The organism is Serratia sp. BNK-33-b (genome assembly GCF_048684565.1).
GTDB classification, from domain to species: domain Bacteria; phylum Pseudomonadota; class Gammaproteobacteria; order Enterobacterales; family Enterobacteriaceae; genus Serratia; species Serratia marcescens.
The window spans coordinates 3,182,998-3,195,864 of sequence record NZ_JBLQTZ010000001.1 but is presented as its reverse complement, the minus strand read 5'-3'; the positions used below and the strand labels follow the sequence as shown (position 1 = coordinate 3,195,864).

At 50.1% G+C, this 12,867-nt stretch carries 12 protein-coding genes; 8 read left to right on the top strand and 4 right to left on the bottom strand.

Annotated features, from left to right (window positions below; genetic code table 11):
- Positions 1–287 precede the first annotated feature (287 nt).
- A complete protein-coding gene (gene eco / locus ACMGGK_RS15365) occupies positions 288–800 on the top strand; it encodes a serine protease inhibitor ecotin (RefSeq protein ID WP_420277006.1) in 513 nt (170 codons plus the stop codon).
- A 531-nt stretch (positions 801–1,331) separates the two neighbouring features.
- Here eco and ACMGGK_RS15360 read toward each other — a convergent pair.
- Complete coding sequence (locus tag ACMGGK_RS15360) at positions 1,332–2,447, bottom strand: YecA family protein (RefSeq protein WP_420277005.1); 1,116 nt, start codon at positions 2,445–2,447, stop codon at positions 1,332–1,334.
- 585 nt (positions 2,448–3,032) lie between these two features.
- Between ACMGGK_RS15360 and ACMGGK_RS15355 the strand changes: the two genes are divergently transcribed.
- Positions 3,033–5,156, top strand: a complete 2,124-nt coding sequence (locus ACMGGK_RS15355; protein WP_147827002.1) for a KAP family P-loop NTPase fold protein — start codon at positions 3,033–3,035, stop codon at positions 5,154–5,156.
- Between the two features lie 64 nt (positions 5,157–5,220).
- On the opposite strand, the gene ACMGGK_RS15350 is transcribed toward ACMGGK_RS15355, so the two are convergent.
- On the bottom strand, positions 5,221–6,024 hold the full coding sequence (locus ACMGGK_RS15350; protein WP_420277004.1) for a phage portal protein: 804 nt from the start codon (positions 6,022–6,024) through the stop codon (positions 5,221–5,223).
- A gap of 9 nt (positions 6,025–6,033) precedes the next feature.
- Here ACMGGK_RS15350 and ACMGGK_RS15345 point away from each other — a divergent pair, with 9 nt between their 5' ends.
- On the top strand, positions 6,034–6,237 hold the full coding sequence (locus ACMGGK_RS15345; RefSeq protein ID WP_420277003.1) for an ogr/Delta-like zinc finger family protein: 204 nt from the start codon (positions 6,034–6,036) through the stop codon (positions 6,235–6,237).
- 293 nt (positions 6,238–6,530) lie between these two features.
- Here the strand turns inward: ACMGGK_RS15345 and ACMGGK_RS15340 are convergent, their stop codons facing one another.
- Positions 6,531–8,219, bottom strand: coding sequence for an aspartate:alanine antiporter (locus tag ACMGGK_RS15340; protein WP_004938680.1), 1,689 nt, complete (start codon positions 8,217–8,219; stop codon positions 6,531–6,533).
- Between the two features lie 294 nt (positions 8,220–8,513).
- On the opposite strand from ACMGGK_RS15340, the gene ACMGGK_RS15335 reads away from it, so the two are divergent.
- The gene (locus ACMGGK_RS15335) at positions 8,514–8,903 is read left to right on the top strand and encodes an inner membrane protein YbjM (RefSeq protein WP_004938679.1); all 390 of its coding nucleotides are present in this window, start codon (positions 8,514–8,516) and stop codon (positions 8,901–8,903) included.
- Positions 8,904–8,942: 39 nt separating this feature from the next.
- Here the strand turns inward: ACMGGK_RS15335 and ACMGGK_RS15330 are convergent, their stop codons facing one another.
- On the bottom strand, positions 8,943–9,206 hold the full coding sequence (locus ACMGGK_RS15330) for a GrxA family glutaredoxin (protein WP_004938676.1): 264 nt from the start codon (positions 9,204–9,206) through the stop codon (positions 8,943–8,945).
- Between the two features lie 230 nt (positions 9,207–9,436).
- Between ACMGGK_RS15330 and ACMGGK_RS15325 the strand changes: the two genes are divergently transcribed.
- The 4 genes from ACMGGK_RS15325 (at position 9,437) to potF (ending at position 12,838) form a co-directional block, all read left to right on the top strand.
- The gene (locus ACMGGK_RS15325; RefSeq protein WP_151254360.1) at positions 9,437–9,751 is read left to right on the top strand and encodes a YbjC family protein; all 315 of its coding nucleotides are present in this window, start codon (positions 9,437–9,439) and stop codon (positions 9,749–9,751) included.
- A 54-nt stretch (positions 9,752–9,805) separates the two neighbouring features.
- Positions 9,806–10,708, top strand: coding sequence for a 30S ribosomal protein S6--L-glutamate ligase (rimK, locus tag ACMGGK_RS15320; protein WP_016928363.1), 903 nt, complete (start codon positions 9,806–9,808; stop codon positions 10,706–10,708).
- Between the two features lie 136 nt (positions 10,709–10,844).
- Positions 10,845–11,324: a YbjN domain-containing protein gene (locus ACMGGK_RS15315; RefSeq protein ID WP_004938666.1), complete on the top strand. Its 480-nt coding sequence runs from the start codon at positions 10,845–10,847 to the stop codon at positions 11,322–11,324.
- A gap of 404 nt (positions 11,325–11,728) precedes the next feature.
- Positions 11,729–12,838, top strand: a complete 1,110-nt coding sequence (gene potF / locus ACMGGK_RS15310; RefSeq protein ID WP_015377292.1) for a spermidine/putrescine ABC transporter substrate-binding protein PotF — start codon at positions 11,729–11,731, stop codon at positions 12,836–12,838.
- The last annotated feature ends 29 nt before the right edge of the window (positions 12,839–12,867 follow it).

Below are 12,867 nucleotides of genomic sequence, written 5' to 3'. Positions count from 1 at the left end.
GGCTCGGTGACAGGATTGAATAGCGCCACTGTAATAATTCTGTCTTAAGAAAACCTTAGTCCTGCGGCAAGAGAACCCTATCTGATGCACCCGCTTGGGCGCCGGTCAGCGCGTGTTTTTCTCGTATTAACCGGCGGTTTTTTGGGGTATTGCTCCGGTTAATGGGTGATATCAGGCGATTGTCACTATTCATCTCCTATTGTAAAGAAGATTAAACTTGTGGCGAGCATGGCGGTAGTGTATTAGTTTATAGGCGGATTATTTGACAAAAAGTGTAGGGATAAAACATGAACAAGGCATCCGTTGTATTTTCCGGCCTGCTGATGGCCGTTTCCGCCGGCGCTATGGCGGCGACCTCTAGCGATGACGCAGACATGAGCAAACAGCCGCTGGAAAAAGTCGCGCCTTACCCGAAAGCCGAGAAGGGCATGAATCGCCAGGTGATCTACCTGCCGAAGCAAGAACACGAAGAGAACTACAAGGTAGAGCTGCTGATCGGCAAGACGCTGGAAGTGGACTGCAACCGCCATATGATCGGCGGCACGCTGGAGACCAAAACCCTGTCCGGCTGGGGTTACGACTACCTGGTGCTGGAGAAGCTGTCTGAACCGGCCTCGACCATGATGGCCTGCCCGGACAACACCAAGACCAAGCAATTCATCGCCGCCAACCTGGGCGACGCCGCGATGCAGCGTTACAACAGCCGCCTGCCGATCGTAGTGTATGCGCCGAAAGACGCGGAAGTGAAATACCGCATCTGGAAAGCCGAAGATACCGTAAGCCAGGCTGAGCAGAAATAACCGCCGCCTGACGCCGCTCCGCTGGCCATTCCCGGTTGGCGGAGCCTTTCTCCTTTCTCCTTCCTGTCTCCTTATCATTCCTGCATCTTTGACACTCGACTGATTGCTTTCGGACGTGGCTTTTAGACGCGACATGGCAACGAAATACGCTCTTCACATGGTCACAGGAAGCACGCCGCTGCATGGATGGGAGAGGATGCGTGCGTATAGAAATAGAGCAAAGAAATCTTTACTGAAGTGTGATAATTTTGCGCATGCCCTATTCAGGCGTGACACAGAAGATAAGGATATCTGTGCTAAAAATTGTATTTCTCAAACTTGATATGACATTGTCACAGCACAGAGCTTAACCTAATCAAGCAGGGTGGCTCTGTGCTAAAAGTGGACGTTGCTACATATTGCTAAGCTAAGGAGTAAATATTATACGAAATTACTCACTGATGTTTAATTTATTTTGCATGGCAACCATTGCCTAGTGTTTTTTAAATATTGAGAATCTATGTCCGAGTTTTATAAATGATACTATGGGAATTAATTCAGCTCGACAAAATGGTTGACATTAATAGCATTGTATTGATGGTTGTCATTTTCAATCATGGAAAGGTCATAAACATGCATAATAACACCTTGCATTATGAGTTTATTTATGTGCTCTTTTGTTTCGCCTAATGATTCCCACCATGGCTCAGAAACGAAAACATTTTCGAAAAATGTGAATGTGTAATTTGTTAGCTTGTCGCCGAGCAAGTCAAAGCTACACATTTTGATGGCGCTTATAAATTTATTTATAATTTCACTATCCTCAGGTAGCCATGAGAATATCATATAACCATTTTTGTCTAGTGCCAAAATATTGACAGCCATATACGCAGGTCTTTTGTCTTCTGAAGGTGTAATTTGTTGTAATTCATTGCAAAATATATCGGCTATAGGTGCGTGAATTCCGCATGCCATAATGTTTGGTACCTGTTCTAAATATAAAATAAAATGATTGAGAACATCGAAAGAATAGTCTTCAATAGATTTTTCCACTCGATTTCTTATGTGATTTAAATCAGATAAGCTCAGTTTTGCGCCATTGATATTAATATTAGCCATTTTAGCCCATGCTAACTGTTCAGGAAATGACATGCCTCTATCAAACTCTCTTGTCAGTTCCATTGCTTTATAGTTGGCTTCTTTAACGTAAACTTCTCTCATAAGTGGTCTATATGCAAGCATAGTGCATTGCTTCTTAGTGACTTTAAATGGTTCATCTTCTACACAAGAAAAAAGTTCCTTATCATGATAAGAACAAAAACCAGTGAAAGTAGATGCCTGATTGACACCTATCTTCTCTAAAGTTATCCGTCCATTGTTTCTCTCTAAACTGCTTAAACCATGCTTTATGCCTAGAACATGCCCCGCATGAGCTATGGCGTTTAAACTATTGCCCTTCGATAAAGTATGAGCTTTAACTATTCTTGTCTGACATTCATGTTTGATTCTATCGGGTACGCTACATCTGCTCACATTTGAAAATAAGGTAAGTAGACTTTGGGCATCACCGCGCGAAAAAGGAGTTTGTTTATCGCGATTATAGTGGCATCGTTTATATTTCTTTCTGGAACCGCACCAACATTCTGCATTTCTACTAATTTTACTCATTGTAACTTCCTGGTTGAATATGAAAGAGGTAATTAATGGAATAGTATAAAAACAAACTGTTTATCTGAGAAGATATATCATGCTCCTGACTGCTGTTGGATGCTTGCTCTGTGAATTATAGCAAATATCCAATGCATGCTTTAGATGCATGAAATCGCATGATGATCCGGTGGTTTTTTTCCACGCGGCGCCAGTACTGGCGCAGATCGCGCCGAATCACGCAACTGCATTAAAAGCGACACATAAAGCGCGCAGGCGAGGCGGGGATAGCATTGCGTGCAGGTAGTTTTTAACATCTTTCGAAATCGCTGCCGGCATATCGCTACAGCTATTTATCATCGTTCGGGATGTCGTTGTCTATTTTTGAGTCTGAAGAAATATGTGCGTTCTCAGGCGCTTCACTTATGTCTTATCTGGAAGTTAGCTTTTTGTCAGAGATTTATAATGTTTATTTAAAAATAAATCAGCGTTATATAAGTATCGTGCTAATTTTTTCTTTGCTTGTTATAGTTGTTTACTTATGTTTAAATTCAATATAGTCGGGCTAACAAGTGTTAGTAGTAACTACAAAAAATGGAACTATGTATGGGTAAATATCACAATGATCAACCGATACACGGTGGGTCAGATGATCCTGATTTATTAAATAGACTGGGCTTTGCAAATCATCTAGCAAATATACTATTACTAAATTGCGATGATGATTGTCTTACTGTATCTCTGGAAGGGGAGTGGGGATATGGAAAAACATCAGTAATAAATCTTGTTAAAGGTGCTTTAAATGAAAAGGAATACTTGCCAATCATTATTGAGTACAATCCTTGGTTAGCTGGTAATCCCGAGTCATTAATACAAGATTTCTTAATGCAATTCTCTTCACAACTTAATATTAAAGACAAATCTGATGCGGCACTTGAGACTTCTAGGGAAATGATTGCATACTCTAGTCTCTTTAGTGTAGCAAAGCTTGTTCCAGGTGCGGAACCGTGGGCATCAATAATAGAAAAAACGTTGTCTAGATTTGGGCGTGCTACTAAAAATATTGCTGAACTAAAAAAGCTTGACCTTTTGGGTAGGAAGGAAAGGGTTGAGATTGCAATAAGGAAGATAAAAAACCCGATTGTAATAATTATTGATGATATTGATAGGTTGACTCCATCCGAAACATTTCAGATTTTGCGCCTTGTAAAAGCCGTCGCTGATTTTCCTGGTACTTCGTTTCTTTTAGCCTTTGACTCTAATTATCTTGTCTCTGTATTAGATAAAAATGGCATTGTTAATACTTCCGAGTACTTAAATAAGATAGTTCAACTACGGGTGCCCTTGCCTATAATTTCTGAAAGAGGGATGAGAGATCTTGCAAATGCTGAACTAGAGAATCTGAGCGATAAGTTATTAACGGAAAGGTTTGAAAGTGATCAAGAAAGGTTAAGCTGGATTTATCACAACTATTTCAAACATCTTATCAGAAACCCTAGGGAGTTAAAAAGATTTTTTAACCACCTAAGGTTTGTGTTGGAACAAGTGGAAGGGCAAGTATGTTTCGCAGATCTTTTTGCTTTGTCGTTAATCTCCACTAAGTCGAATGTGGTATATGAACATATAAAAAATACGCCAGAAGCGTACATCGGTAAGAGGATTTCAAATGACGGACTTATGACAGAGAAACCTGATTCGATAGTGAAATCATTTAGTGATGAGCGATCCAAAAAGTTAGATGATTTTAGCGAAAAAGAGCGTAAGTTAATAAATGGTCTTCTTGGGGAGATTTTCCCACTTCTGGCAACCGGAGGCTATTCGCATTATGGTGTTTCCGATGCCGATTCTGCTGGTCGAGTGTCAGCACCACAAAGGTTACATGTTGCATTTCATTATAAAACCCCTGCAGGGTATTTTTCTGATCAGGAGATTATTGATTTTATAAATGGAGATGTTGACAGGGATGATTTTCTTATTAGAGTAGCTTCCGAAGATGCTGATGAAAGATTCTTCGAAATGATGACGAATTATGCAGGCATGTGCAAAGATAAAAGCTTTGATGTGTTAACCTGTATTTATGATGCATTCCTTTTTTCTGATAAGTTAATATTATCTTTGCGGGGTAATTTTGGATTTTTATCCAAAGATCTATATAGAAAAATGAACTGGCTCACAAATAAAATAATATCAGAAAGTAATAATAAGTATGAGTTAATTAGAGGGATAATTGGTCGTGAAGAAAATGCGCCTTTGGCTGCCGATGTTTTATATAAAGTTCGGAGTCAACTGAAAGGGGATGATTATGATAAGCCATGGGTTTCAGAGGAGCAGTTGACTGGACTTGAAATTCTCTATCAAGAGATGGCTGTCAAAGCAATTAGCGGCAAGATGTATATTAAAAACTATCTTGAGTCACATATATTTTTCGAGTTAAAGAGATCTTCCAAAGAGAGGACGGCTGAGTTTATGGACTCAGTGTTGCGTGGTAAGGATGGCATGGTTAGAGTTGCCGAGATAATTAGTGAGTCTGGTAGCGATTCTAGCAATGGTCCATTTGTTCAAATTGACCACGATACTTTTGGTGATGTAATTGACTTGGGTAGTCTTAGACAAATGGTAAAGAGTGTGGATATTTCAACTTATCCTATTCATATTCAAGCTGTGTTTAAAAGCATCTGCGATGGAAAGAAATATTATTTGAGAGATGGTACACCTGGCGAGCGATGGTAGATATAATTATTTTAAGGTTAGCTATTTTATGAAAATATGCCGCCAATCGCTGGCGGCTTTTTGCTTATTCGGTCGGCAACTCATACGGCGTGAATCTAATCACCTCTTCCCCGATCCAGTCGTTCACCTCTATCTTGCGCTCTTGCAGCGGCGTTAACTCGTTGCGCACAAACACCTGAGCGGCCTTTTTCACATCCCCGAAACCGCCGGTATTGTTCGGAATAATTCCCATCATCTGAGGAGGTACACGGTGCGCGCTCAATAAATCATCCCGTGTAGCATTCTTGATATTGAAAAAGTCATCTTTGGTTGCAACCTCACTCAGCGGCAAAATCTTAATACCGTCCGGCTTGCCATTCGGAGCATACATAAACAGATTGCGAAAGTTCTCTAATCTCTTGGTATCACGCATGGCTTGACGCATTCTGTCAACTTCACTGGTACTCTGTGCCGCATCGGTCATATAAAGGATGTACTCGGCGTGCGCGCCGTTTTGATAGTATTTACAGCGAAATAGTGTTGCCGTTTCATTCAACCATGCGGAGTTAAGCGCGCTAAGGTATTCCGGCAGGCCGTACAGTTCCTGATTGATGTTCGGCTCAATCAGGTGGAAAACGCTTCCGGTCTTGAACCGGTGCGCCTCTTTCCAGTCCTGCACAAACCAGTAAGCGCCTCGATCCACACCGCGTTGTGTGTACTTGGCCGGGGAGGATTTCGGTTGCAGCGGCGCCCCGAGCCGATTTTGGCGCTCTTCTAAATAGGCGTTACCGAACACCAGATAATCCAGCGCATAGCGGCTAAACTCCCGCTGACTTAACAGCCGGTGTGGGATGAACGTTGACGCTAAAATGTTGCGCTTAACGTACATCGGCGAGTTGTGATCACGGCGGCACGTACGCTCCGCACAAGCCGCTATCTCAGTGAGAACACTAAAGAGCGTTATCATCAATGCCAAAACATAAATTGCAGTTGTACTTTTATGACGTTGGAATCTATTCAGCGGCAGATCGTATCACCGGGCAAAGTTGATATCGCTCCGCCACACCCAACCCGAAGCAATCAGGGAACACTTTGGATTTAACAAGAAGCCTGCGAAAGCAGGTTTTTTTATGTCCGTGAAATGGCTGTCGCCACTTTGTCGCCACAGGGTAGTTATGTGTTTTTCGAAGCATTGTTTTATAAGGGTATTTTTTCAGGGCAACAAAAAACCCGATAATCTTGAACCTAAAAGGCGGGATTATCGGGCTCCACAAAATGGGGACATCAAAGAAAAGCAGTGGCACTAATTCAGACTGCGGCCCCCAACGAAAGTTCTGGCCGGCGACAAAAAAATCAAAATATTTTTATCGCCGATCCATCTCTCCCGCTAATCGATCAGCCGAGTATGCCCGGCCATAGCACCACGATGAGAGAACCCGCCAGCGTTAACAGCACGTTAGCGATGGCGTAGGTGCCGGCATAGCCTAGCGCCGGGATGTTGCTGCGCGCGGTGTCGCTGATGATCTCCATCGCCGGCGCGCAGGTGCGGGCGCCCATGATGGCGCCGAACAGCAGGGCGCGGTTCATGCGCAGCACGTAGGCGCCGAACAGGAAGCAGATAATCACCGGCACCAGGCTGACGATAAGCCCGGCGATCAGCATCTGGCCGCCGACCGCGCCCAGGCTGTGGCCGATGCCGGCGCCGGCGCTCAGGCCCACGCCCGCCATAAACACCATCAGGCCGAATTCTTTCACCATGTTCAGCGCGCCCTGCGGAATATAACCGAAGGTCGGGTGGTTGGCGCGCAGGAAGCCGAGCATGATGCCGGACATCAACAGGCCGGCGGCGTTGCCGATGCCGAACGAGAAGTTGCTGAACTGAATGGTGATCTGGCCGATCAGCAGGCCGATGATGAAGAAGGCGCAGAACGCCAGCAGATCGGTCACCTGGCTGTGGATCGAGATAAAGCCAATCTTCTCCGCCACGCTTTTCACCCGGCGCGCGTCGCCGCTCACCTGCAGCACGTCGCCCTTGTTGAGCACGATGCTGTCGTCGATTGGCATTTCGATCTGGCTGCGGATCACGCGGTTGAGGAAGCAACCGTGGTCGGTCAGCTTCAGCTGGCTCAGGCGTTTGTTCACCGCGTTGCTGTTCTTCACTACGATCTCTTCGGTCACGATGCGCATGTCGAGCAGATCGCGGTCGAACACTTCCTTACCGTTGCGGAAGCTCGGATCCAGCCGCGCGTGGGCGTCCGGATAACCGACCAGCGAGATCTCGTCGCCCACCTGCAGCACCGCGTCACCGTCCGGGTTGGCCAGAATGCCATTGCGGCGGATGCGTTCAATGTAGCAGCCGGTCTGGCGGTAGATGCCCAGTTCGCGCAGGTTCTTGCCGTCGGCCCAGGCCACCAGCTCGGGGCCGACGCGGTAGGCGCGGATCACCGGCAGGTAGACCTTGCGCTGGCTGTCGGTGTCCAGGCCGCGTTCGCGGGCGATCTGCTGGGCGGAGGTGGACAGATCCTGGTGCTGCAGCTTCGGCAGGTAGCGCGCGCCGAAAATCAGGCTGACCAAGCCGATCAGGTAGGTGAGGGCATAGCCGAGGCTCAGATGATCCTGCGCCGCCAGCAGCGCCGGGCCGTTGACGATGGTGTTGCGCAGCGTATCGCCGGCGCCCACCAGCACCGGCGTCGAGGTCATCGAGCCGGCCAGCATGCCGGCGGTCAGGCCGATGTCCCAGTGGAATAGCTTGCCGAGGCCGATGGCGATCACCATTGCCGAACCGACCATCACCAGCGCCAGCATCAGGTAATTCTTGCCGTCGCGGAAGAAAATCGAGAAAAAGTTAGGCCCGGCTTCCACCCCGACGCAGAAAATAAACAGCATGAAGCCGAGATTCAGCGCCTCGGTGTTAATGGCGAAGTGTTGCTGGCCGAGCAACAGGGAAACCACTAAAACGCCAATGGAATTACCGAGTTGGACGGAGCCCAGACGGAGTTTACCGAGGCACAGCCCCAGCGCGAGTACCACGAACAGTAACAGAATGTAGTTACCGTTTAACAAACTAGCGACGTTTATGTTCACGGAGGATAACTTATTGTTTACCAGTAAGTGCTTGATATAGATAACTATAAGAGATAAATTCAGCCTTAAAACGACGTCATAAATCACCACCAGCAGAAAGCGAAGCGAACCATCGTTCGGCGGCGTTCATTCTAGACGCTATGACCGATGACAGCCAGCACCGAAAGCTGATTTCCTGCGCCGCCGGGCGCATTTAACTCTCTTTTGACCAAGGAAAAAATTCGGTTCAGCGTCACCGCACGGGTGACCGGGCCGATTTCTATTGATGCGGTAATTGGGCGGGGGAGAATTCGCATGACGAGTTATCGATATTGGCTGGGCATTCTCAGCTGTTTTCTGTTGTTCAGCCTGGTGTTTCTCGGCCAGCAAACCGGCCTGTTCGGCAGCACGGATCATGAGCACCACGGTGAAACCGGCCTGCTGCTGTTTGTGATCCCCGGCGCAATCGCCAGCTATTTGTCGAGCCGCAAGCGGCTGCTGTGTCCGTTGCTGGGGGCGCTGTATGCATTGCCGCTGTGCCTGCTGATCCGCCACTTCTGGCTGACGCCGTCCTATTCGTTTTGGCAGGAATTGGCTTACGCCACCAGCGCGGTGTTTTGGTGCGTGTTCGGCGCGATGCTGATGCTGTTCGCCCTCGGTCTGTTGCACACGCTGCAGCAGCTGCACCGGCGGCAGCGGCAATAAAAAAAGGCGCGTTAAGCGCCTTTTTTGTCGTTCAAAAACTTACTGGAACAGGTTCAGGTGTTCTTTAGCGTAAGCTTCGAAATCGGTGCAACCGCCGATGTGCTTCTCGTCCAGGAAGATCTGCGGCACGGTTTCAACCGGTTTACCGACGGTTTTTTCCAGATCGGCCTTGGTGATGCCTTCCGCGTGGATGTCAACGTAACGGAAGTTGAAATCGTCGCGTTCTTCAGTCAGTTTTTCCGCCAGTTCTTTAGCGCGGACACAATAAGGACAGCCAGGACGCCCGAAGATTACTGCAAACATGCAACGCTCCTTAATTGGATTTTCGATAAATTATTCGCGATTGCAACGACATCCCGTCACCGAAAAAGTCATTACCTGCGTCAGATGGCGCTTACTATGCCCGTTGAGGCGGTGAAAAAAAAGCAGGAATTACCTGTTAATCTGATTCATGTAACCAATTAGTCTGCCGGGGCTGTCGCCGTCGGCGGGAATTCACTACACTGGGGGCAGACCTTCTGGAGAAGAAAAATATGCGTTCATTCGGTGACTTACCGCGCCCGGTGCTGGTGTTGGAAGGGCTGGGTATCGTGATGCTGGTATTGGCCTACCTCAGTATTCACGGCCACCTGCAGCTGCCGGGCTGGCTGGCGTCGCAGCAGGCGGCGGTCGGCATGATTTTCCTCGGCGTGGCGCTGATGGTGCCGGCGGCGGCGTTTCTGGTATGGCGCGTGGTGCAGGGCTTCGGGCCGCTGATGCGCGGCGGCTTGCCGCCGGAAAACGATCGCCGCAAACCGCAAGATGCAGACGCATCGAAAGATAATCAGGAGCGCGATCCGCGCGCCTGAGCGCCGCGGCCGCTAACTCGCCTGCCGGGCAGGCGTTGGCTTTTGGGGTGACGAGTGAAAATTGCCATTCTTTCTCGCGACGGATCGCTCTATTCATGTAAGCGGCTGCGTGAAGCGGCGGAAGATCGCGGGCACAGCATCGATATCATCGATCCGCTCTCCTGCTATATGAACATCAATCCGGCGGCGCCGACCATTCATTATCGCGGCCGTCAGTTGGAACGTTACGATGCGGTGATCCCGCGCATCGGCTCCGCCATCACCTTTTACGGCACGGCGGTGCTACGCCAGTTCGAGCTGCTCGGCAGCTACCCGCTCAACGAATCCGTGGCCATTACCCGCGCCCGCGACAAGCTGCGTTCGCTGCAACTGCTGGCCCGGCAGGGCATCGATCTGCCGATCACCGGTTTCGCCCATTCGCCGGACGACACTGGCGATCTGATCGAACTGGTCGGCGGCGCGCCGCTGGTGGTCAAGCTGGTGGAAGGCACGCAGGGTATCGGCGTGGTGCTGGCGGAAACCCGTCAGGCGGCGGAAAGCGTGATTGACGCCTTTCGCGGGCTGAATGCCCACATCCTGGTGCAGGAGTACGTGCGCGAGGCGCAGGGGCGCGACGTGCGCTGTCTGGTGGTGGGCGGCCGGGTAGTGGCCGCCATCGAACGGCAGGCCAAGCCCGGCGAGTTTCGCTCCAACCTGCACCGCGGCGGCACCGCCCGCAAGGTGACCATCACCGCCAGGGAGCGGGCGATCGCGGTGAAAGCGGCGAGCACGCTGGGGCTGGACGTCGCCGGGGTGGATATCCTGCGCGCCGAACGCGGCCCGCTGGTGATGGAGGTCAACGCGTCGCCGGGGCTGGAAGGGGTGGAAACCACCACCGGGCTGGACATCGCCGGCATGATGATCGAATACATTGAGCAGCGCGGCCGGCCGGGCTTCCGCCTGAAGTCCGGCGGTTAACGGGGTGGGCGGAGCGCATTTCCCGCCGTGCAATATCTGAATTAGTGAATTAAGCCGCATTGATCGTGGCGTATCGGGTGAATATTCCGTAAGCTATGCGCCTTTTCGCGTATTGAATATTGTGAGGCTGGTTATTATGGATTCACTCATTGTCCCCGATTTGGCGCTGTTGCGGCGCTGGCTGGATCAGTCGGGCATTTCTTTCTTTGAGTGCGATTCCTGCCAGGCGCTGCACCTGCCGCACATGCAGAACTTCGACGGCGTGTTCGACGCCAAGATAGATCTGGTGGACAACGTCATTCTGTTCTCCGCGCTGGCCGAAGTGAAGCCGACCGCGCTGATCCCGCTGGTGGCGGACCTGAGCCAGATCAACGCCAGCTCGCTGACCATCAAGGCGTTTGTCGATATTCAGGACGACAACCTGCCGAAGCTGATCGTCTGCCAGTCGCTAAGCGTGGCGGTCGGCATCACCTACGAGCAGTTCACCCACTTCATGCAGCAGGGCGAAGAGCAGGTCTCGATGGTGATCCTTGAGGCGCGGGCGAACGATCTGCTGTTTATGGGTGACGAAGAAGAGATCCCCGCTGGCGCCGTGCGTCAACCGATGCTGCACTGATCCTCGCCATACCTTAAGCATGCCGTCGCTCCGGCGGCATGCTGCCGTGACGCCTCTCCGCAATAAAATATTCTGCACTTTGGCCTTTGCCGCCCGATCTTTCTCGCCTTTTGCGCCGTTAATGGCGTATCACATAGAGAAAACTGCATAAAAAATCGATAAAAGGCGTTTTTTACCCTGGGGGCTGGCGGGTTACGATGGCAGCGGCTATGCTGCTGATTCTGCAAAGGGCTTGCGATTCCCCTTGTGACCACGCGAGCAGGGCAGTGAAAAAGGCGCATGCAATCATATGCATAGCCATTCAGTTCGCGGTTGCAACGATTGCGCTCAATCAGGAAAGGTTTTGTATCGCTGCAGATACAAGTTCAATTCTATGATTCACCCTGTTTTGGAGGAAGTTACGGATGGTCACCCAACGTAAAAAGTGGTTATCGGGTGTGGTTGCCGGCCTGTTGATGGCCGCGTCCGTCAATGCGTCAGCCGAAGAGAAAACGCTGCACGTGTATAACTGGTCCGATTATATCGCGCCGGACACTTTGGCTAATTTCCAGAAAGAAACCGGCATCAAAGTGGTGTACGACGTCTTTGACTCCAACGAAGTGTTGGAAGGCAAACTGATGGCGGGCAGCACCGGTTATGATCTGGTGGTTCCTTCATCCAACTTCCTCGAGCGCCAGTCTCAGGCCGGCATCTTCGAACCGCTCGACAAGAGCAAAATGCCCAACTACAAGAATCTCGATCCCGAGATGCTGAAGCTGGTTGCACACAATGACAAAGACAACAAATACGGCATCCCATACCTGATGGTGACCACCGGCATCGGCTATAACGTCGACAAGGTGAAGGCGGCATTGGGCAAAGACGCGCCTGTCGACAGTTGGGATCTGATCCTCAAGCCGGAAAACCTCGAGAAGCTGAAAAGCTGCGGCGTCTCCTTCCTCGATGCGCCGAGCGAGGTTTACGCCACCGTGCTGCACTACCTGGGCAAGGATCCCAACAGCACCAATGCGGCGGACTACACCGGCGCGGCCAACGATCTGCTGCTGAAACTGCGGCCGAACATTCGTTACTTCCACTCTTCTCAGTACATCAACGATCTGGCTAACGGTGATATCTGCGTGGCGATCGGCTGGTCCGGCGACGTGATGCAGGCGGCCAACCGCGCCAAAGAGGCGAAGAACGGCGTGAACGTGGCCTACGCGATCCCGAAAGAGGGGGCGCTGACCTACTTTGACATGTTCGCCATGCCGGCGGACGCCAAGAACAAAGACGCCGCGTACCAGTTCCTGAACTTCCTGATGAAACCTGACGTGATGGCGGGCATCAGCAACTATGTCTATTACGCCAATGCGGTGAAAGATTCCACGCCGCTGGTGAACGCCGAAGTGCGCGAGAACCCGAATGTCTATCCGCCGGCCGATCTGCGCGCCAAGCTGTTCACGCTCAACGTGCAGTCGCCGAAGCTGGACCGTGTCATTACCCGCGCATGGACTAAAGTTAAAAGCGGGAAGTGATGATGGGGGGGATACCCCCATCGTCGGTA